Origin of the sequence: Microbacterium sp. (assembly GCF_030149085.1) — a bacterium.
Taxonomy (GTDB): Bacteria; Actinomycetota; Actinomycetes; order Actinomycetales; family Microbacteriaceae; genus Microbacterium.
Genome location: NZ_JASBSF010000183.1, coordinates 1 through 20,719, shown reverse-complemented (window position 1 = coordinate 20,719; position 20,719 = coordinate 1). Strand labels below are relative to the sequence as shown.

Below are 20,719 nucleotides of genomic sequence, written 5' to 3'. Positions count from 1 at the left end.
AAGGCGCTGCTGCCCCTGCCGAACCTGTACGCGGAACTGAGCGAAGAGAGCCGCGTCCGCAGCCGCTACCTCGACCTCATCGCCCGCGATCAGGCGCGCCAGACGGTGCTTGCCCGCGCTGGCGTCAACCGGAGCCTGCGCGACACATTCGCCGCTCACGGCTTCGTCGAAGTCGAGACCCCGATGCTGCAGGTGCAGCACGGTGGGGCGTCAGCTCGGCCCTTCGTCACCCACTCGAACGCGTTCGATACCGAGCTGTACCTGCGGATCGCGCCCGAGCTGTTCCTCAAGCGCGCGGTCGTCGGCGGTATCGACCGGGTGTTCGAGATCAACCGCAACTTCCGCAACGAGGGAGCGGACTCGACCCACAGCCCCGAGTTCGCGATGCTTGAGGCTTACCAGGCCTACAGCGACTACAACGGGATCGCCGACCTCACGCAGGAGCTCATCCAGAACGCCGCGATCGCCGTGACCGGCTCGACCGAGGTGACCTGGGCCGACGGCACCGTCTACGACCTCGGTGGTCAGTGGGAGCGGATGTCGATGTACGACTCCCTCAACGACGCGCTCGCTGCGAAGTGGGGCGGGCCGGATGCCGCGCCGCGCGTCGACGCCGCAACACCGCTTGCCGACCTGACGGCCATCGCCGAGCGCTTCGGCGTCGAGGTTCCCGCGCACCCGATGCCCGGAAAGCTCGTCGAGGAGCTTTGGGAGCACTTCGTCAAGCCGACACTCGTGCGCCCCACGTTCGTCATGGACTTCCCCCTCGACACGAGCCCGCTCGTGCGCGAGCACCGATCGATCCCCGGTGTCGTGGAGAAGTGGGACCTCTACGTTCGTGGCTTCGAGTTGGCGACCGGATACTCCGAACTCGTCGATCCCGTCATCCAGCGCCAGCGATTCGAAGAGCAGGCAAAGCTTGCCGCACGCGGTGACGACGAGGCGATGCGGATCGATGAGGAATTCCTTCGCGCGCTCGAGCACGGGATGCCGCCCACCGGTGGCATGGGGATGGGGATCGACCGACTGCTGATGGCGATCACGGGTCTCGGCATCCGCGAAACCATCCTCTTCCCGCTTGTGAAATAGTCCGGCGCGCGGTTACCGCCCCGGTTCATCCAGCCGGAACGCCCAGTCGGGCAGGTGGCCGGCCCCTACGAACGACCGCACGATCTCAGCGAGTCCATGTTCGGGCTCGATCGCCGTCGCCTGCTGGGCGAAGAGGTCGGCGTGCGTCGACCTGCCGAGTGCCCACGAGAACCACGCGGCAACCGCAAGCGGGCCTGGACGCCGAGATGCGGGAACGGCGCTGGCGACAAGGCGCGCGAGCAGCAGGGCGCGGCCCAGTCGCTCAGGTGACGGCCTCGCGCCCTCGCCCCACAGCCGCATCGCGATCTCGCTCGGGTACTCGTCCCCGTCTTCCCAGCGAGCCTGCGCATTGGCCGCCTCGTCTCCGGCATCGATCCCGTCGATCCAGCAGATAAGGGCGATGTCGCGCAGCGACGGCCTCCCCAGTGCCCACGCCACAGCGGCGATCTCAAACGGGTCGAGAGTCGCGGCATCCTCGCTCAAGAGCCGTTCAACGAACGCCGGAAGGTCATCGAGAAGGCATGCCGCCGCGAAGGCGCGGGGATCGATCCGCGCAGCATCGGCCTGTGGAGTGTCCGCGTCCGAGAGCACCAGTGCCCGGATGGCCGCATCGAGCGCCGTGCACGCACTCTCGACCGCGTCCGATCGTGCGGCATCGAGCGGGACCAGATCGGCGCCGGCGAACTGATTCGCTTCTGGCTCCGCGACATCCCCGAGGCCCGAGGGCAGATCATCCGCTGACGGAACCGAACCCGCGTCCGACGTCGCATACGAACCCCACCGCCGGTCGGCTACCCACAGGGCCTCGACGATCACCACACCGCACGCCTCGGCTCGACGCTCGATCCCCTCGACGAGGGCGCGGGCCGGGGCATCCGTCTCGCCGTAGACGACGATCGCGCAGCCGTCGGCCTCGGGTACCCGGCACACGAGCCCCATCATGGTCGCCGCGATCTCATCGGCGCGGTCGTCGTCGGGCGGGAGGTCGAGGCGCAGGGCGCCGCGACTGCGTCCACGCCGGAACGGCACCAGAACGACACTGCGCTGCGGAACGAACCCGAGGAGGCGAGGAACGACGGTCAGGAACTCGGCGGGTGAGGTCGCATGGATGATCGGAGTCATGGGAATGAGCATGCGAGCGGCGCCGCGTTGCGTTGCAGGATCACCGGCAGGACGGGGATAGGTGAGGCTCGGGGCAACCTGGGGAGAGGGGGCCGCGTATCCTGGAGGCGTGGACAACTTCTGGGTGGCAGCGCTGTGGGCGATCCTGCCGACCATCGTTGTAGTGACGCTCTTCTTCTGGGTCCTGCGCAGCATCATCCGTGCCGATCGCAACGAGCGCCGCGAGTATGCGCGCATCGAAGCCGAGGAACGCGCGGCGCGTGGGCTTCCGCCGGCGCCCGCTGCAACCGAGCAATAGCCCGAGTTCCCACTACGCTGGCGTCAGACCGTCACAGCGGAGGGAGCTGACGCATGGTGCTTGCAGGACTTGTGCCGTTGACGTCCGGCGGAGATGTCGATGTGACAGTCGACCTCCCCGACATCGCGTTCTGGTGGCTCCTCGCGCTCTTCCTGTTCGACCTCAGCATCCGTATCGCGGCGATCATCGTGATCCCGCGCAATCGCCGCCCCACCTCGGCGATGGCGTGGTTGCTTGCCATCTACTTCATCCCGATCGTCGGTGTGTTGCTGTTCCTGCTCATCGGGAACCCGCGACTGCCTCGAAAGAAGCGCCAGCAGCAGGAGCAGATCAATACCGCATTGCGGGAGAACGGTGAGAGCATCGCGGTCGGGACGCTCCGACCCGGTGCGCCGGCCTGGTTCACGGGGCTTGTCGATCTGAACACGAACCTCGGAGCGATGCCGCTCACCGGTGACAACCAAGCCACCCTTATCTCGGAGTATCAGGCGAGCCTGGATGCTATGGCCGATGCCATTCGCGGCGCCCAGAGCTACGTGCACGTCGAGTTCTACATCCTGCAAACCGACGCATCGACCGACAACTTTTTCGCAGCCCTCGAGGAGGTCGCTGCGCGCGGCGTCACCGTTCGTGTGCTGCTGGATCACTGGGCCAACCGCGGCAAGCCGTTCTACAAGAAGACGCTGCGGCGGCTCGATCGCATGGGTGCCGCGTGGCATTTGATGCTGCCCGTGCAACCGCTCAAGGGTAAGTGGCAGCGACCCGACCTGCGAAACCACCGCAAACTCCTGGTCGTCGATGGCAAGGTCGCCTTCGTCGGGTCACAGAACGTCACCGACTCGACCTACAACCTGAAGAAGAACATCAAGCGAGGCCTGCACTGGGTCGACCTCATGGCGCGGGTCGAAGGCCCGGTCGTCTCGTCGATCGACGTCGTTTTCCTCTCGGACTGGTACAGCGAGACCGGAGAGATCCTCACCGACCAGATCGATCTGTCATCCGTCCCTGACTCGGGCGGCAACCTCGACTGCCAGATCGTCCCGTCCGGTCCCGGTTTCGAGTACCAGAACAACCTCAAGCTGTTCATGGGACTCCTATTCGCGGCGCGCGAGAAGATCATTGTCGTCAGCCCCTACTTCGTGCCCGAAGAGTCGCTGCTGCTCTCGCTCGTCACCGCCTGCCAGCGCGGCATCCACGTCGAACTGTTCGTCTCGGAAGAGGGCGATCAGGCGATGGTGTACCACGCCCAGCGCAGCTATTACGAAGCCCTCCTCCGTGCAGGCGTGAAGATCTGGATGTACAAGAAGCCCTTCATCCTGCATTCGAAGAGCCTCACGATCGACGACGATGTCGCCGTCATCGGCTCGAGCAACATGGACATGCGCTCCTTCGGCCTCAACATGGAGATCTCGATGATGGTGCGCGGCGAGGAATTCGTCGCCGATATGCGCCGCGTTGAGGCCGAATACCGATCCCTCAGCCGCGAACTCACCCTCGAGGAATGGTTGAAGCAACCACTCAGGTCCACGGTGTTGGATAATCTCGCCCGGCTCACTTCTGCACTCCAGTAGCAGCGCCGCACCAAGGAGCCTCATGAAACGCCGTGTCCTTGCATCCCTCGTCCTCGGCGCGGTTGCCGCGCTCGGCCTCACCGGGTGCCTCAGCAGTTCCGATGCCCCCGCCGGGCAGGAGACCGACGTGAACGCCGCCTGGCTCGACGACGGCCGAATCATCGCGCTCGTGACCACCGGATCCAGCAGCTGCGTGCCCGTTGCCGAGAGCGCCGAGATCAATCAGGACGGCGCGCTCGCTGTCGAGCTCTCTCTGCCGGATGCCGACCAGCCCTGTACCGCGGACCTCGCACCGCGCGCGACGCTCGTGCAGGTGCCCGAGGGGGTCGACCCGTCCCAGGACCTCGTGATCTGGGCTACCGGCGAGGGCTACTACGGCGATGTGACACTTCCTGGAGTCTCAGGCCTCGCCGGCCCGGGTGGTTCGACGGACTACGAACCGACCGCGGGATGGACTCAGCAGCAGGGCCAGTTTGTCATCCTCACCTGGGGGTCGTCGAGCTGCGTGCCGGTCGTCGAGACGAGTGAGGTCACCGCGGAAGCCGAGGTGACGGTCACGTTCCAGGAGCCGCCGGCAAACCAGGCGTGCACGATGGACATGGCGCCGCGCACGAACTTCGGCTTCGCCGACGGTCTGTCGGGCGTTTCCGACGTTCAGCTCGTGCTGAGCGGCGACTCCCTCGACAGCACGATCCCGATCTACGGCACCAGCGACTGACCCCCGCGCCCCCGTGGGCGGCATCCGTTCGCGCCCTCCCCACGGTTCCGCTGTCACAGATTGTCGTGTTCAGGCGTCGGCGCGTGCATTCTGTGACAGTCGAAGCCGCGTGGATGCTTGTGGATAGGCCATCGACTGCTCACAGATGACCGCCGCGGGGTTTGTGAGGCGACACGGTGGTGCAGCCTTTCGGCATGGGGCTCATCGAAATTCCAGCAGCCTTGGGTCGAACGTTCTCCGTCGAGGACGCGCGCAAGCACGGACTTAGGGCTTCGCGACTCCGGTCTACGGACCTGGATCGGCCCTTCTACGGTGTCCGAAGTCTCCCGCACGCGAGTGAACCCGATGGCGATCCCGCGGCCCTGATCCGAGAGAACGCCGAGTGCTTTGCGACCCGGATGGGAGAGCATGAGTTCTTTAGCCATCTCACGAGCGCTGCGTTGTGGAGTCTGCCGCTGCCACCGCGAGCCATGCGCCAAACATGCGTTGATGTTGGCGTGCTGGCGCCTCGACGGCTTCCCCGAGGACAGGGCGTTTCCGGCCACCAGCTCCGCTCTTCACTCGTGACCGTTGTCGAGCACCCAGCGAATCGGATGCGTCTCCTGGATGCCGCGAGCACCTGGACGTCGCTGGCGGCGAGTCTCCACCCCTACGACCTGGTGGCACTCGGCGATGCGATCGTTCGGGACTGGCGTCTGGCTCACGGAGGCTCACCGCTCGCCACGGTTGCGGACCTGGAAGCGCTCGTCGTTGCGGGGCGTCGGGTTGGTGTCGGCGCGTTGCGTGCTGCGTTGCCGAGGATCCGCTCCCGATCGGCTTCTCGGACCGAGACATGGCTCCGGCTGACTCTCGTGGATGGAGGTTTGCCGGAGCCAGAGCTCAACGCCCGTGTCAGCCTCACCGCCCAGCGCGATGTCGCGCTCGACCTCGCTTTTCTTCACGAGCGGGTGGGAATTGAGTACGAGGGCGACCACCACCGGGTCGAGGCGGCTCAGTGGCACGCCGACCTAGAACGCTACGAACTCCTCGCCGACGAGGGCTGGCGGATCATCCGGGTGACACGTCGGGATCTGTTCGTCACGCCTCGCGCCCTGATCGCGCGAGTCCGCGCCGCCCTGAGCGCGACTTCCTGATTCAGGTACGGGGTTCGACTGTCACAGAGTGCGGTCTGCGAGCCAGTCCGGCTGCGATCTGTGACAGCGGAGCGGGGGTGGAGACGACGCGGATGCCTAGTCCGAGCCGTCGGCGCGGACGAGGAGGTCACCGACCTCGCAATCCAGCGCGTGGCAGATCGCCGACAGTGTCGAGTACCGGATCGCGCGAGCGCGATCGTTCTTGAGGATCGAGAGGTTCACTATCGAGACGCCGACAAGCTCCGACAACCGCGTGAGCGTCATCCCGCGTTCGGTGAGCAACTCATCGAGGCGACAGTGGATGCCGCTCGGTCCGTCGTCTTCGGCTTCGGCGGGGCTCACACCAGTCCCTCGGTGTCACGCTGCATCCGGCGCATCGCCTGGAACACGTAGCCGAGGGCGAGGACGGCGAACCCGACGAGGGGAATGGTGAACCCCCACCCGTCGATTCCGAACCCCACCAGCAGGATGCCGCCCAGGGCATCGTTGGTCGTATGCGCAGCCTCCATCGATCCAAACCCCTGCGCAGCGGTCCCCAGCAGTGGCCCGAGAGCGAGGGCGAATCCGGCCGCGAGCGTGAACCGATACAGCGTGACCGGGAAGCGCATGCCCGAGGCGATGGCCCACAGCAGCCAGGCCGCCGCCGCGCCCACGATCAGTGCCGTCACGGCGAAGGCGACGTTTCCCGCCGCCATCAGTAGCCGCGCCGACTGCGCGAAGTCGGCGGTCACGGATGCCGATTCCACCGAGGCTGCAGTCACCCCGGCATCCGGCGTGATGGGTAACGGGGCTTCGGCAAGGAGAGTGAGGGTGATGTCCGGAGAGAAGAGGACTGCGAACGCCCGCGCAAGCTGACCCGCGCACAGAACGAGTGCCATGAGGGCTGCCAGTACCGCGATCGTCCGGATAGTGCCCCGGTCGACGCGGCCGGGTTGGGTGTCCTGTGACATGATGGGCAGACTCCTTATCGTTCTTCGTTAATAACGATAAACGATATGCTGCTCCCGTCAAGTAGCGGCCTCTCACCGCCCGTGCACCTGCGGGCCGGTCGGGATTGCGGCGAGGCCGGATCGCCAGCCCGCGCGAGAAGGAGGATGCGGTATGCCCCTGGCGAACACGGGCATAGCGTTCCCGCTCCGTCGTTACTCTCGATGTACGACGCCAGCAGTGGGTCAGCATCCAGCGACTCACCGGCCGAAGGAGTAAGCGGATGTTCGAGAGATTCACCGACCGTGCCCGTCGCGTGGTTGTGCTCGCCCAAGAAGAGGCGAAGATGCTCAACCACAACTACATCGGCACCGAGCACATCCTCCTGGGTCTGATCCACGAGGGTGAGGGCGTTGCTGCCAAGGCGCTCGAGTCGCTCGGTATTTCGTTGGATGCCGTTCGCGAGCAGGTGCAAGACATCATCGGCCAGGGCCAGCAGCAGCCGACGGGCCACATCCCGTTCACGCCGCGCGCCAAGAAGGTCCTTGAGCTGTCGCTGCGCGAGGCGCTGCAGCTCGGCCACAACTACATCGGCACCGAGCACATCCTGCTTGGCCTCATCCGCGAGGGCGAGGGCGTTGCCGCTCAGGTGCTCGTCAAGCTCGGCGCTGACCTCAACAAGGTGCGCCAGCAGGTCATCCAGTTGCTTTCGGGTTACCAGGGCAAGGAGCCCGCGGGTGTCGCCACGGGCGCTGGCGAGCAGGCCCAGGGAACGGCTCAGGGCGGATCGCAGGTGCTCGACCAGTTCGGTCGCAACCTCACGCAGGCCGCGCGCGACAACAAGCTCGACCCCGTCATCGGGCGCGAGAAAGAGATCGAGCGGGTCATGCAGATCCTGTCGCGCCGCTCCAAGAACAACCCCGTGTTGATCGGTGAGCCCGGCGTCGGCAAGACCGCCGTCGTCGAGGGCCTCGCGCAGGCGATCGTGAAGGGCGATGTCCCCGAGACGCTGAAGGACAAGCAGCTCTACTCGCTGGACCTCGGCTCGCTCATCGCCGGATCCCGCTACCGCGGCGACTTCGAGGAGCGCCTGAAGAAGGTCACGAAGGAGATCCGCACCCGCGGCGACATCATCGTGTTCATCGACGAGATCCACACGCTCGTCGGGGCCGGTGCTGCCGAGGGTGCGATCGACGCGGCATCCATTCTGAAGCCTCTGCTCGCGCGCGGTGAGCTGCAGACCATCGGTGCCACGACGCTGGATGAGTACCGCAAGCACTTCGAGAAGGATGCTGCGCTCGAGCGCCGCTTCCAGCCGATCCAGGTTGCCGAGCCGAGCCTGCCCCACGCGATCAACATCCTGAAGGGGCTGCGCGACCGCTACGAAGCGCACCACAAGGTGCAGATCACCGATGGCGCGATTGTCGCGGCCGCGAACCTCGCCGACCGCTACATCAGCGACCGGTTCCTGCCCGACAAGGCCATCGACCTGATCGATGAGGCTGGAGCACGCCTGCGCCTGAGCATCCTGTCGAGCCCGCCGGAGCTTCGCGAATTCGACGAGAAGATCGCGAAGGTCCGCGAGCAGAAGGAAGCTGCATCCGAGGACCAGGACTTCGAGAAGGCTGCATCCTTGCGCGACGAGGAGAAGAGCCTGCTCGCCGAGCGGCTGCGTCTTGAGAAGCAGTGGCGTTCGGGTGAGGTTTCGTCGCCCGCCGTCGTCGACGAGGGCCTGATCGCCGAGGTGCTCGCCCAGGCGACCGGCATCCCCGTCTTCAAGCTCACCGAGGAGGAGTCGAGCCGCCTCGTCTTCATGGAGAAGGCGCTGCACCAGCGCGTCATCGGCCAGGAAGAGGCGATCGCCGCTCTATCCAAGACGATCCGTCGTCAGCGGGCGGGGCTGAAGGACCCGAAGCGTCCGAGCGGCTCGTTCATCTTCGCCGGTCCGACCGGTGTCGGAAAGACGGAGCTCGCCAAGGCACTCGCCGAGTTCCTGTTCGACGATGAAGGTGCCCTGATCTCGCTCGACATGAGTGAGTTCGGCGAGAAGCACACCGTTTCGCGTCTGTTCGGTGCCCCTCCCGGATTCGTCGGCTTCGAAGAGGGTGGCCAGCTCACCGAGAAGGTGCGTCGCAAGCCGTTCTCGGTCGTGCTGTTCGACGAGATCGAGAAGGCCCACCCCGACATCTTCAACTCGCTCCTGCAGATCCTCGAAGAGGGCCGGTTGACCGATGGTCAGGGACGCGTTGTGGACTTCAAGAACACCGTCATCATCATGACCACGAACCTCGGTTCGCAGGCGATCGCCGGCGGCCCGGTCGGGTTCCAGGTCGAGGGTGACACCTCGACGTCGTACGAGCGGATGAAGGGCAAGGTGAACGAGGAGCTCAAGCGCCACTTCAAGCCCGAGTTCCTGAACCGCGTCGATGACATCATCGTGTTCCCCCAGCTCGACAAGGACGAACTGCGCCAGATCGTGGATCTGTTCACGAAGCGCCTCGGCGAGCGGCTCCTTGACCGCGACATGACGATCGAGCTGTCGCTGGCCGCGAAGGACCGCCTCATCGAGGTCGGGTTCGACCCGGCCCTCGGTGCTCGCCCGCTGCGTCGCGCGATGCAGCACGAGATCGAGGACCAGCTGAGCGAGAAGATCCTGCACGGCGAACTGAACCCCGGTGACCACGTGAAGGTGGATGCCGAGAACGGCCAGTTCCTGTTCGAGCACGGCCCCCGCGGTGAGAAGGTCGCGGTCGGTGTGATCTCGGGCGGCGACATCTCGATCACGCCTGACCTGGCGATCACCTCGGACTGATCCCGGCGCAAGCTGAGGGGGACGGATGCTTCGGCATCCGTCCCCCTCGTCGTTCGCTCAAGCCGCCAGGGAAGGCGCGAGGAGCGCCGCTACCGCTGTGTCGAGGACGATCGACTGCCGCACCTCGACCGCATGGTCGTACCGGGGGCCGGCGAGGGCGACATAGACGCCGCCGACGATGTCGATGTAACCCACGATCCGATCGGCTCGGTGCACTTCGTACGTGGTGGGGCCGATGAGAACGACCGATTCGACCGGCGGCGCGCTGGCGCGGGGCGGGGCAGCGGGCGTGGGCGTGGATGTCGTGGGGACCATGGTGGATCCTCCCGTTGAAGGGAACTGCTCCTGAAGGGTCCACCCGCACCGGGCGAAACGGTGGGGGCTTGACATCACCGCGCGATCGGTGGTGCTACCTCGATCATCCGCCGCGCCGGTCAGTCAGGGAAGGGGGTGCGCCTGGCAGATTCCTTGGAGAGTTCGCGCTCTAGGCTGGGGGGATGACCGAATTCAGCGTCCGACCGGCACGAACGGCGGACGTTCGCGCGATCCAGGCTCTCCTCGAACCCTGGGTGCAGCGACGAGTTCTCCTGGGCAAAGACCTCGTGGTGCTGTTCGAGTCGGTGCAGCAGTTCACCGTTGCCGAGGATGCCGATGGCCGACTTATCGGGTGTGGTGCGCTGCACGTCATGTGGGACGACCTCGGCGAGATCCGCACTCTCATCGTCGCTGACGAGTGGCTGCATCACGGCGTCGGCCGAGCGATCGTCGACCGTCTGGAAGAGAACGCGCGTGCGCTCGGGCTGCGACGCCTGTTCTGCCTGACCTTCGAGGTGGAGTTCTTCTCGGCCCGTGGTTTCGAGGTGATCGGCGAGCAGGTCGTCGACCCGGACGTGTACTCACAGCTCATCCGCTCGCCTGACGAGGGTGTCGCCGAGTTCCTGGACCTCGCCCATGTGAAGCCCAACACCCTTGGCAACACGCGGATGCTGAAGACCTTCGACTGAGGCGCGCCGATCCGGCGTCGCGCGGCCCCGCGCCTACCCTGGATGCATGAGCAGCCAGCCACCGCGTCGCCGCCCGTCCCCGGGCGTGTACCGTCGGCGGCGCCTCGTCGTGCTGCTCGCACTGATCGCGATCATCGCCGCGATTGTCTGGTTGTTCGTCGCCCAACCGTGGTCGAGCGCGGCGCAGCCGGATGCCGGTCCCAAGCCGACCCGCACGTTATCCGTCAGCCCGGCCCCGACCGCGACAACGCCCGCCCCGACTGACTCGTCAGCACCCGAGGCTGCGGCGACCACCGACCCCGGCCCCCTGGAGACCGCGCCCCCGACGTGCACGCGCGGAGACGTGACCGTTGAGGCACTCACCGACCAGGACGAGTACGCCTCGGGTCAGAACCCCCAGCTGTCGATCCGGCTCACGAACACCTCGGATGCCTCGTGCACGATCAATGTCGGAACCACGACGCAGTCGTTCACGATCACCAGTGGGAGCGACACGTGGTGGCGTTCGACAGACTGTCAGACCGACCCGAGTGACATGATCGTGACGCTGGAGGCTGGCCAGACAGTCGACAGCGCGACACCGCTGACGTGGGACCGCACCCGCTCATCCGTGAGCACGTGCGACGCCGAGTCGCGCCCGTCAGCAGGCGCTGGTGGTGCGTCGTACCACCTCGCTGTGGAGATCGGCGGCATCGCCTCGGACCAGACCAAGCAGTTCTTCCTCTACTGACGCCGACCGCACGCCGGGAGCCTGCCGGTGGGGTCATCTACCCTGGAAGGATGGCTGGGAAGAAGGGCGCGAAGCCGCTGGAGTTCCGCAACACGCAATTGGCTGATGCGCTTCAGACGCAGGATGTCGCAGCTGTTGCTTTTGCCCTGCGGCACGGTCCGACAGTGGTGCCGCTCATGAAGCCGGGGCAGCGCGACAATCCGCTCGACGTCGGTGAGGTGTGGACCTTTCGCGACCCGAACACCGGCCAGGTTGCTCTCCTTCTGTTCAGCGACGCGGCAAACAAGCCGGCGACCCTTCCCCCGGCGGTCGCGCTGATGCCGCCGGCAAGCCTCAAGACCTTTCTACAGGCGCACCGCGACGAGATCACCACAGTCTTCTTCGACCTGGCGGGGCCTCATCCGATGCAGGCGAGCCCAGCCGATGTGCTTGCCGCCCTCGAGGTCCGGATCGAGGACTAACCCGGCCGGCAGCTAGAAACCTGGTCCATCGTCGGAGCGCTCGGAGCCGGGTCGCCGGCCCGGCCGCACCGTATGCAGACTCAAGTCCCCGAGTGCGCCGCGCAGATTCTTGGATGCCGCATCCACGACCGTGCGGTAGCCGAGACGCTCAGCCTCTGCCCGCCGCTGGGCCGCTTGCATCACGGGTCTGATCTCGCCAGCGAGGCTGAGCTCGCCGATCGCTGCGGTCCCCTTGGCAAGCGCAGTCTCACTGACAGCGTTGGCAACGGCGACCGCAATGGCGAGGTCTGCCGCGGGCTCGGCCAGCCGCACCCCGCCGACGGTCGACACGTACACATCGTGGTCGCTGACGATCACGCCAGCTCGCCGTTCGAGCACCGCGAGAACCATGGCTACGCGTGAGGCCTCGACGCCGTTGACGATCCGCCGGGGGTTCGGTGCCGAGGTTTTGATCGTGAGCGCCTGCACTTCGACGGGAAGGGCCCGGCGCCCTTCCATCGCGATCGTGACGCAGGTTCCCGCTACCGGATCGCCGTGCCCGAGGAATAGCGCGCTGGGGTCGGCGACCTCTTGGATGCCGTCGCCGGTCATGTCGAAGCATCCGACCTCGTCTGTCGGGCCGAAGCGGTTCTTGAGGGCACGAACGAAGCGCAGCGAGCTTTGGCGGTCGCCCTCGAAGTGGCAGACGACATCGACGAGGTGTTCCAGGATGCGGGGGCCGGCGATCGAGCCGTCCTTGGTCACGTGCCCCACGATGATGACCGGCAGGCCCCGTTCCTTCGCGACCCGGATGAGTGTCGACGCCACCTCACGCACCTGCGACGGATGGCCCGCCGCCCCCTCGTGCATCGCCGACGAAACGGTTTGCACCGAATCGACGATCAGGAGGCTCGGCTGCACGTCGTCGACGTTGCCGAGAATGGTCGCGAGGTCGGTTTCGCTCGCGAGGTAGAGCTCGTCGTGCAGGGCCCCGGTGCGCGAGGCCCGCAGCCTGACCTGCGCGACGGACTCCTCGGCGCTCGCATAAAGAACGCGGTGACCGGATGCCGCGGAGTGCGCCGCGACATCCAGCAGCAGTGTCGACTTGCCGACGCCGGGCTCGCCGGAGAGCAGGATTGCGGCACCCGGGACCAGACCGCCGCCGAGCACGCGGTCGAACTCGCCGATGCCTGTCGTTCGGCGGGGCGCGTCGGATGCCGAGACCCGCGTGATCGGTTGCGCAGCGCGATCGGCGCTCGGCGCCGTGGGGGTGAGTGTCCGCACGATCCCGGTCTGTTCGGCGGCTTCGACCACCGTGCCCCACTGCTGGCACTCGCCGCAGCGGCCGACCCACTTGACCGTTGTCCAGCCGCACTCGGTGCACCGGTAGGGAGCAGCGGTGGTCGGACGTTTGGCCATGCGATCAGGCTAGCCGCGGCATCCGACACCGCCACCCGGCGCGCCCTGCCCTGTGGCTAACTCCTCACATCCGACCGGCACGGGCCCAAGCCGGCATGACCGAGGCCGGAGATGTGGCGTTCTTGAGGAGTTGGCGACGCCGGCCCGCGCTGGTGCGCGCCGGGTGGCTCTGTCGCTGCCCCGGACGGGGCGGCCACCCCGCCCGGAGCCAACTCCTCACACCCGCTGCGGCCAAGCCCGGGAACCAGCGCCCTGGGCGGGAGGGCCGCCAGGATTGAGGAGTTCGTGACGCATGCCGCGGGTCAGTCGGCGGTGAGGACGGCCTCGCCGACGACCTGCTGGGCCAGGGGCACCGAGTACGCCATGAGGGCTCCGGCCTGGGCGTCGCGGAAGATCCGCTGAATCGGCGAGCTCAGCAGGAAACTCCCGCCACCGCCGACCCGGAGTGCCTCCGCTGCAGCCTGCTTGGCGACCTCGTTCGCGAGCATCTTCGATTCGGCGGCGGCGGGCATGGCCTCCTCGGAACGCTCGTCGGCGAGCCACGCGACGCGCTCCGCGAACAGGCGTGCTGCCTGCAGCTGCGTCCACAGCATGCCGGTCTCCATCTGCACCCACTGGTTCTCGGACTGTGACGGGGCGCCGCCTTTGCTCTTTCGGGCGGCGGCAGCGTAGGCATCCATCGCAGACTCGGCGATGCCGATCGAGAGCATCGCGAATCCGACGGTGATGAGGTTCGCATAGTCGGCGGTTGTACTTCGTTTCGATCCAGGTGACCATCGCGAGGCGGAGATCGGCGCGGGTGTCCCAGCGTCTCGTGTTGAGTACGTTCTTCTGGAGGAGACTGAAGAAGCTCTCCATACTCGCGTTGTCCCCGGCGCCGTAGGATCTGCCCATGGAGCCGACGAGCCCGTTGTTGCGGAGCAGGTTCTGGGTGCGTTTCGCGCGGAACTGGCCGCCTCTGTCGGAGTGGCAGATCGTGCCGTCAGGTGAGCGCAACGCGATCGCGTTGCGCATCGCCGCGCGGGCGAGAGATGACTTCATGCGGGTGTCGATGGAGTAACCGACGATCTTGTTCGACCAGACGTCTTTGATCGCGCAGATGTAGAGTTTGCCTTCTCTGGTCGGGTGTTCCGAGATGTCCCAGAGCCAGACCTTGTTCGGCCCGTCGGCGATGAACTCGTGCCGGATGACGCCGTGCTCGTCGACGACCGCGAGGAGGTCATCATGCGGCGCAGGTCCCGTGCTGCCGGGTTTGCTGCGCTTGCGGTGGTGCGACGCGTGGATGCCCGCGATCCGGCAGAGTCGGTGCACCCGGTTCTCGCTCGCGGAGATCCCGTGCTCGCTCTCGAGCTCATCGGTGAGGAACCTGTAGCCGAGCGTGACGTCGTCGGCATGGAGGTCGTAGAGCACATCGATCAGGTGCGCGTCGTCCCAGTCCCGCTGGGAGACCGGGTCTTTGAGCCACTGGTAGTACCCCTGCCTGGACAGGCCGAGGACCCGCAACGCCACCGCGACCGGCACCCTCACGGGAGCACCGGCCGCAGCCATCTCGTGGACGAGCGGGAAGACTATTTTCCCGGCAGGTTCGCCTGCGACAGATACGCCGCGGCCCGCCGCAGCACCTCGTTCTCCTGCTCCAACAGCCGGATCCGCTTATTCGCCTCACGCAGCTGCTTGCGCTCGTCGTCGGTCAGGCCGGCACGCTTGCCGTCCTCGACGTCGGCCTGCTTCATCCAGTTGCTCAACGAGCCTTCGGAGATACCGAAGTCCTTCGCGATCTGCGCCAGCGGCGCCTGACCCTTCCGGGCCACGGCCACGACATCATCGCGGAACTCTCGGGGATAGGGCTTTGCCACAAGAACATCCTTCCAGCGAGGACGAATCCTCACAGTTCAGATGTCAACCAAACTCGGGGCAGACCCCGAGAGCATCGCGAATCCGACGGTGATGAGGTTCGCATAGTCGGCGGGCGGGATGCCAGCAGCGGCGTGTTCTCGAAAAGGACAGTGCGGCTGCGCGTTGCGCGCATGCCGACGGTCTCGTCGATGGGCGGGAAGCTGATGCTGTCATCGACCGTCACCCCGAAGAAGGCCGGGGTCCCGTCGATGCTCGTGTTGACGAGCATGTGGTCTGCGGCCTCCGAGCCCGAGACGAACACCTTGCGGCCGGTGAGCACCCAGTTCTCGCCGGCGGGAGTCGCGTTCTGCTGGGGTGCGAGGAAGAACCTGCCGCCCGCGGGTTCGGAGAGGGCGTTGACGAAGCGCTCGCCGGCGCGCAGTTTGGCTGCGAAGAAGGCAGCCTCATCGGGAGCGGACATCGTCACGAGCGCGTGCGCTGCGCCGATGTGCATGAGCCAGACCGTGGCGACGGCGGGGTGGTGGGAGGCGAGGATGCGGACGGTGTGCGCCAGCGTCACATAGGACAGGCCCTGGCCGCCATGCTCCGGTGGAAGGAAGGCGGCATCCAGCCCCGATGCGGACAGGGTCGAGATCCGCGGGGAGCTCGACCGGAATCGGCACGGTGTCATCGGCGATCATCGCGACGGCACCATCCGCCCACCATCGCTTGCGAACCGCCAGCCGGGTGGTGTCTGCCGGCCGCTCCATCACTGCACCGATCTCCGCGCCGAGGGGCAGAGTGCGGGAGTCGAGCACCTCCACTTCGGCGCGATAGTCGAGGCGGTCGAGGAGCTCGGTGTGTTCGAACTGCTCCTCAAGGCGGACGCTCAAGCGCAGGGCGATCGGATCGACCGTGGTCACCGTCCCCTGCCGTTGCCGCACGATGCCCTGCGCCTCGAGCTGGGCCATCGCGTTGCGCAGTTGCTGGCGATTGCACTCCAGGCGCGCCGTCAACTCCAGTTCCCCGGGCAACGGGGCCCCGAGCGCCGCCGCCTCGCGCACGTAGCGCAGGAGCCCATGCTGGACGCGCATCGTGTCCGCGTCGCCACCCGGGCGTGGCAGTGGGAGGTAGGTGGTCACGGGTTCTCCTCACACGGACGCGTTCCGCAGTGGGGCTGACCACACGCTATCGGTCCGCCACGGCATCCGTCGCCAACTCAGCAGGACCGGCGCCATCGGCCCGCTCCTGCTGTGCCGAGTCGCCGAAGTTCCGCCGATCGTGAGGAGTTAGCTACGCCTGCGGGAGCGCCCGATCCAGGTCAGCGCAGCGAGGTCGCCACCTCGCGAAGGGCATCTGCCGACCGGCGCAGCAGTGCGAGTTCGTTCGGGGAGAACGGCGTCTGGCGGATCGGGAACGCACCGCGGGAATTGACGATCGAGGGCACCGAGAGCGCCACCCCGTCGATGCCGTGGAAGTCCTGCAGCACCGTGCTGACGGGCAAGACGGCGTTCTCGTCACCCAGGATGGCCTCGATGATGCGCGCCGACGAGAGTCCGATCGCGTAATTGGTCGCGCCCTTGCCCTGGATGACCTTGTAGGCGGCATCCCGAACATCGACGGTGATCGCGTCGAGCTCATCGACCGTCATTCGAGGGTGGCCCTCCGACTCCCACTCCAGGAGCGGGACCGTGCCGATGCTCGCATGGGACCACAGGGCGAACTCCGTGTCGCCGTGCTCACCGATGATGTAGGCGTGCACGCTCGAGGTGGCAACACCAGCTCGATGCGCGAGCTTCCAGCGCAGCCGAGACGTATCGAGTACGGTTCCCGACGCGAACAGCCGCTCCGGAGGAAGCCCGGTTTCCTCCTGGGCGAGCACCGTCAGCACATCGCACGGGTTGGTCACGATGACGTAGACCGCGTCGGGGGCCACCTCCAGCAGCTGGGGGAGCATCTTTCGCAGGATGCCGGCATTCACGCCCGCAAGCTCGATGCGGCTCTGCCCCGGGTTCTGCTTCGCGCCGGCGGTGATCACGACGACGTGCGAACCCGCGGCTACCGAGATGTCGCTGCCGCCGGTGATGTCGCTCGTGCCGGTGAACAGGGTGCCGTGAGCGAGATCGAGAACCTCGGCATCCACCTTCGCGGTATTGATGTCGTAGAGGGCGACATGGCGGGCTGAGCCGCGGATGAGGGCGGCGTAGGCGACGCTGGAGCCGACGCTGCCGGCGCCGACGACGGTGACTTTCGAGTTCTCGATCACGCTCATGGGGGACAGTCTGGCAGGTCGACGTTACGCCCCGGTAGCGGGCGCCGGGTCCCCGCCGGCTGAGGCGACATCGGAGTTCCGGATGCCGAGGAGAGACACGATGCCGCCCGCGACCATGAGTCCGGCGGTGACGATCGCGGCGCGGTGGAATCCGTCCAGATCGAGGCTCCCGGCGACGATCGTCGCGAGCGTCGCGATGACGAGAAGCCCGGCGATTCTTGCGACCGCGTTGTTCATGGCCGATGCGATGCCCGATCGGGCAGGGTCCACCGCGCCGAGGATCGCCGCGGTGAGGGGCGAGACCGTGATGGCAAGCCCAAGTCCGAAGAGGATGAGCCCCGGAAGGAGTTGGAGCCAGTAGTTGACGGGGTCGGTGACCGTGAGAAGCAGCAGCGATCCGCCGGCCATCACGAGCGGTCCGACGGTCATGAAGATCCGTGGTCCGAAACGGTCGGACAGTGACCCTATCGACGCGCTCAGCAGCACCATCATGACGGTTGAGGGCAGGCTCGCAAGCCCCGCGAGAGTCGCAGAGAAGCCGGCTTGCTGCTGCAGGTACACGGTGACGACGAAGCCGTTGAGTGAGAGCGCCGCGTAGACGAAGAGGGTCGCGATGTTGCCAGTCCAGAAGTTGCGGATGCGGAAGAGGTCAAGCGGCAACATCGGCGCCGTCGCCGACCGCTGACGCCAGAGGAAGAGCGCGAACAGAAGGATGCCGGCCGCGAACGTCCCCCAGATCACGGGCGATCCCCATCCGAGGTTCGGTTGTTCGATCAGCGCGAAGACCGCCCCGCCGAGTCCGAAGGTGCACAGGGCGGCGCCGATCCAGTCGATGCGCGCATCGGGGCGGCGCTCGTCGCGCTCGCCGAGGGTGTGGAGGAGCCACAGCGTGATGCCGATCGGTACGACGTTGATGACGAACGCGAATCGCCACGACAGGTAGTCGACGAAGACGCCGCCGATGAGGGGCCCGACGATCATGGCGCCGGTGGTCATGGCCGTCCAGATGCCGATCGCCCGGCCGCGCATCGCGCCGTCGAAGCGCGAGGTGATGAGCGCCAGAGAGCTCGGGACCAGGAACGCGCCAGCTGCACCCTGCACCGCTCGGGCGACGATCAGGATGGCGGGGTCTGGCGCGATCGCGATGACGACGGATGCCGCGGCGAATCCGTAGAGGCCGATGCGCAGCACGAGCAGCCTGCCGAAGGCATCCGAGATCGACCCGGCGAGCAGGATGAGCGATCCGAGGGTGATGAGGTAGGCATCCACTACCCACTGCTGGGTCGTGAGGCCGCCGCCGAGGTCGTCTTCGATCGCGGGGAGGGCGACGTTGATGAGCGTTCCGTCGAGGAACGCGACGAACGACGCGAGGATCGCGATCGTGAGGATGAGCCGCTGCGACCGACTCATGTGAGATGCCACACCGTCACGCTACGCGCCCTGCGCGACGGTGGGTCGCTCAGATCAGAGGGCGCCGCCGGCAGCGGGCGGCGCGTCAGCTTCGGTCGAGTCGCCGTTCGGCATGTCGCGAGCGACGAAGTTCTCAATGTCGAAGAGGTTGGTCGTGCGCTCGGCGATGTTCAGGAGGGTCGTCATCGACGCGACCTCCTCAACCTGTTCCTTCAGGAACCACAGCATCGCCTGCTCTCCCAGTCCGTCGCTCTCGGCGCGGGCCGCAGCGAAGAGCGCCTCGATCTGTGACGAAACGCGCTTCTCCTGCTCGAGTGCCAGGCGGATCGGCTCGGCGTGGTCGGCGAAGTCGGTGCGCACAGCCGGAACGCCGGGGATGGTCACGCCCATGTCGCGGTCGAGGCGGTACTGGATGAGCATCATCGCGTGGTTGCGCTCTTCGACGGACTGGCGGTAGAAGTGGCGCGCGAGCTGCGGCAGGTCGTGGTCGTCGTACCAAACGGCGATGGCGATGTACTGCTGGCTGGCGGCGAACTCGTGGCCGATCTGCTCGGACAGCAGTTGGTCGAACGTGGTCATGACACTCCGATCGGATCGCGATACTCTCCTTGCCATCCTGGCAGAGGGCCGTCACTGAGTGAACAGGCCTCTGGGTTCCCCGACCGACGTGAGGTAGTCGGCGCGGCGTGCGAACAGCCCTGGAACTCGCTCGCGCACGTTCGCGATGAGGGTGTCGAGGTCGGCGGTTGTAAGGATGCCGTCAGCGACCACCGTGCGACCGGCCACGACGACCCGATCGACGTCACCACCGCGCACCGCATGCACGAGATTGTGATGGACATTCGCGTGGGATCCCGCGGGAAGGAGCGGGGTCATCCGGGGTGTGTCAGTACGGATGGTGATCAGGTCGGCCTGCTTGCCTGGCTCGAGCGAACCGAGTCTGTCGCCCTGGCCGATTGCGCGCGCACCGCCGACGGTCGCCATCTCGAGCACCTGCCAGGAGTCCATGGCCGCGGCATCCATCTTTCGGAGCTTGCCGAGCAGGGACGCGACCTTCATTTCCTCGAACATGTCAAGGTTGTTGTTCTCTTTCTCGCCGTCGGTGCCGAGGCCGACATTCACGCCCGCGGCCAGCATCTCTGCGATCGGGGCCATGCCGCTGGCGAGCTTCATGTTGCTGACGGGGTTGTGTGAAACCCCGACACCACGCTCGGCGATCAGGCGGATCTCGTCAGTGTCGAGCCACACTGCGTGCGCGATCATGGCGCGGGGGGTGTCGAAGAAGCCCATGCGCTCGAGGGCATGCATCGGGCGTAGCCCGGTGCGTTCCGCGAATATCTGCACGTCCAGGTCGGACTCGCTGCAGTGCGTGTAGATGCCGGTGCCGTAGGCCCGCGCCATCGCGACGGCACGGGCGCGACCGGCGTCGTCGGCGTAGAACGGATGCTCCAGGCCCACCCATGGCATGATTCGACCACTGCCCGCGCCCGTCCATTCGCGCAGCATCCGTTCGTTGTCATCGAGGGTGTCGAAGTAGTCGAAGTTGGGATGCTCGCCGACGTAGTTGACGGTGACGAGTCGGTTGCCGAGCTCGACCGCGGCGGCGGCGGCCCGATCCATGTAGCGCCACATATCTACGACGGTGGTCGTGCCTGAGAGGAGTCCCTCGGCGTAGCAGAGCCAGGCTGCTGCCGCCGCGTCATCCGGCTGGAGAACTCGATGCATGGGATCGATGTGCACGCGCAGCCACTCGTACACGGGCATGTGCTCGGCGGTTCCGCGCAGGAGCCCAGAGTGGTGGTGGCCGTTAATGAGCCCCGGCATCATAAGTCGATCGCTGAGGTGACGGTGCTCGGCATCCGGATATCGCCGCTCCAGCTCGTCGCGAGCGTCGACGGCTACGATGGTGTCGCCGTCGATCGCCACACCGGCATCGGT

General features: G+C 66.5%; 21 protein-coding genes and 1 pseudogene. 9 read left to right on the top strand and 13 right to left on the bottom strand.

Annotated features, from left to right (window positions below; translation table 11 throughout):
• Positions 1-1,089, top strand: a 1,089-nt coding sequence (locus tag Q1V87_RS07505) for a lysine--tRNA ligase (RefSeq protein ID WP_300591528.1), incomplete at its 5' end; no start/stop codon positions are given.
• 12 nt (positions 1,090-1,101) lie between these two features.
• Here the strand turns inward: Q1V87_RS07505 and Q1V87_RS07500 are convergent.
• Positions 1,102-2,211 (bottom strand): DUF4192 domain-containing protein, encoded by a 1,110-nt coding sequence (locus tag Q1V87_RS07500; protein ID WP_300591527.1) that lies wholly within the window; start codon positions 2,209-2,211, stop codon positions 1,102-1,104.
• Positions 2,212-2,320: 109 nt separating this feature from the next.
• Between Q1V87_RS07500 and Q1V87_RS07495 the strand changes: the two genes are divergently transcribed.
• The 4 genes from Q1V87_RS07495 to Q1V87_RS07480 all read left to right on the top strand — a co-directional run bounded on the left by Q1V87_RS07495 (position 2,321) and on the right by Q1V87_RS07480 (position 5,931).
• Positions 2,321-2,509 (top strand): hypothetical protein, encoded by a 189-nt coding sequence (locus tag Q1V87_RS07495; protein WP_300591526.1) that lies wholly within the window; start codon positions 2,321-2,323, stop codon positions 2,507-2,509.
• A 53-nt stretch (positions 2,510-2,562) separates the two neighbouring features.
• Positions 2,563-4,080: a cardiolipin synthase gene (cls, locus tag Q1V87_RS07490; protein ID WP_300591525.1), complete on the top strand. Its 1,518-nt coding sequence runs from the start codon at positions 2,563-2,565 to the stop codon at positions 4,078-4,080.
• 22 nt (positions 4,081-4,102) lie between these two features.
• On the top strand, positions 4,103-4,798 hold the full coding sequence (locus tag Q1V87_RS07485) for a hypothetical protein (RefSeq protein ID WP_300591524.1): 696 nt from the start codon (positions 4,103-4,105) through the stop codon (positions 4,796-4,798).
• Between the two features lie 563 nt (positions 4,799-5,361).
• Entirely contained in the window at positions 5,362-5,931 is a 570-nt protein-coding gene (locus tag Q1V87_RS07480) for a hypothetical protein (RefSeq protein ID WP_300591523.1), read from the top strand.
• A gap of 96 nt (positions 5,932-6,027) precedes the next feature.
• On the opposite strand, the gene Q1V87_RS07475 is transcribed toward Q1V87_RS07480, so the two are convergent.
• Entirely contained in the window at positions 6,028-6,273 is a 246-nt protein-coding gene (locus Q1V87_RS07475; RefSeq protein WP_300591522.1) for a helix-turn-helix transcriptional regulator, read from the bottom strand.
• Positions 6,270-6,881 (bottom strand): hypothetical protein, encoded by a 612-nt coding sequence (locus tag Q1V87_RS07470; RefSeq protein WP_300591521.1) that lies wholly within the window; start codon positions 6,879-6,881, stop codon positions 6,270-6,272. The genes Q1V87_RS07475 and Q1V87_RS07470 overlap by 4 nt, the downstream gene beginning before the upstream one ends.
• Positions 6,882-7,141: 260 nt before the next feature.
• Between Q1V87_RS07470 and Q1V87_RS07465 the strand changes: the two genes are divergently transcribed.
• Positions 7,142-9,670: an ATP-dependent Clp protease ATP-binding subunit gene (locus Q1V87_RS07465; RefSeq protein ID WP_300591520.1), complete on the top strand. Its 2,529-nt coding sequence runs from the start codon at positions 7,142-7,144 to the stop codon at positions 9,668-9,670.
• Positions 9,671-9,727: 57 nt separating this feature from the next.
• On the opposite strand, the gene Q1V87_RS07460 is transcribed toward Q1V87_RS07465, so the two are convergent.
• Positions 9,728-9,985, bottom strand: coding sequence for a hypothetical protein (locus Q1V87_RS07460; RefSeq protein WP_300591519.1), 258 nt, complete (start codon positions 9,983-9,985; stop codon positions 9,728-9,730).
• A gap of 182 nt (positions 9,986-10,167) precedes the next feature.
• Here Q1V87_RS07460 and Q1V87_RS07455 point away from each other — a divergent pair, with 182 nt between their 5' ends.
• The 3 genes from Q1V87_RS07455 to Q1V87_RS07445 are packed head-to-tail and all read left to right on the top strand — an operon-like array spanning position 10,168 to position 11,865.
• Positions 10,168-10,674, top strand: a complete 507-nt coding sequence (locus tag Q1V87_RS07455) for an amino-acid N-acetyltransferase (protein WP_292732458.1) — start codon at positions 10,168-10,170, stop codon at positions 10,672-10,674.
• Positions 10,675-10,720: 46 nt separating this feature from the next.
• On the top strand, positions 10,721-11,404 hold the full coding sequence (locus Q1V87_RS07450; RefSeq protein ID WP_300591518.1) for a hypothetical protein: 684 nt from the start codon (positions 10,721-10,723) through the stop codon (positions 11,402-11,404).
• A 50-nt stretch (positions 11,405-11,454) separates the two neighbouring features.
• Positions 11,455-11,865 (top strand): dehydrogenase, encoded by a 411-nt coding sequence (locus Q1V87_RS07445; protein ID WP_300591517.1) that lies wholly within the window; start codon positions 11,455-11,457, stop codon positions 11,863-11,865.
• A gap of 12 nt (positions 11,866-11,877) precedes the next feature.
• Here Q1V87_RS07445 and radA read toward each other — a convergent pair whose 3' ends face one another.
• The 9 genes and pseudogenes from radA to Q1V87_RS07400 all read right to left on the bottom strand — a co-directional run.
• The gene (gene radA, locus Q1V87_RS07440) at positions 11,878-13,263 is read right to left on the bottom strand and encodes a DNA repair protein RadA (RefSeq protein ID WP_300591516.1); all 1,386 of its coding nucleotides are present in this window, start codon (positions 13,261-13,263) and stop codon (positions 11,878-11,880) included.
• Between the two features lie 302 nt (positions 13,264-13,565).
• Entirely contained in the window at positions 13,566-13,973 is a 408-nt protein-coding gene (locus tag Q1V87_RS07435; RefSeq protein WP_300591515.1) for an acyl-CoA dehydrogenase family protein, read from the bottom strand.
• A 49-nt stretch (positions 13,974-14,022) separates the two neighbouring features.
• Positions 14,023-15,119: pseudogene (locus tag Q1V87_RS07430) on the bottom strand (IS3 family transposase); the annotation flags it as partial.
• 29 nt (positions 15,120-15,148) lie between these two features.
• Positions 15,149-15,580: an acyl-CoA dehydrogenase family protein gene (locus Q1V87_RS07425; protein ID WP_300591514.1), complete on the bottom strand. Its 432-nt coding sequence runs from the start codon at positions 15,578-15,580 to the stop codon at positions 15,149-15,151.
• On the bottom strand, positions 15,564-16,241 hold the full coding sequence (locus tag Q1V87_RS07420; protein ID WP_300591513.1) for a GntR family transcriptional regulator: 678 nt from the start codon (positions 16,239-16,241) through the stop codon (positions 15,564-15,566). The genes Q1V87_RS07425 and Q1V87_RS07420 overlap by 17 nt, the downstream gene beginning before the upstream one ends.
• Positions 16,242-16,420: 179 nt before the next feature.
• Positions 16,421-17,371: an L-lactate dehydrogenase gene (locus tag Q1V87_RS07415; RefSeq protein WP_300591512.1), complete on the bottom strand. Its 951-nt coding sequence runs from the start codon at positions 17,369-17,371 to the stop codon at positions 16,421-16,423.
• Between the two features lie 24 nt (positions 17,372-17,395).
• Complete coding sequence (locus Q1V87_RS07410; protein WP_300591529.1) at positions 17,396-18,781, bottom strand: MFS transporter; 1,386 nt, start codon at positions 18,779-18,781, stop codon at positions 17,396-17,398.
• Positions 18,782-18,835: 54 nt separating this feature from the next.
• Positions 18,836-19,360, bottom strand: coding sequence for a ferritin (locus Q1V87_RS07405; protein ID WP_228177457.1), 525 nt, complete (start codon positions 19,358-19,360; stop codon positions 18,836-18,838).
• Between the two features lie 51 nt (positions 19,361-19,411).
• On the bottom strand, positions 19,412-20,719 hold a 1,308-nt coding region (locus tag Q1V87_RS07400; RefSeq protein WP_300591511.1), incomplete at its 5' end, for an amidohydrolase.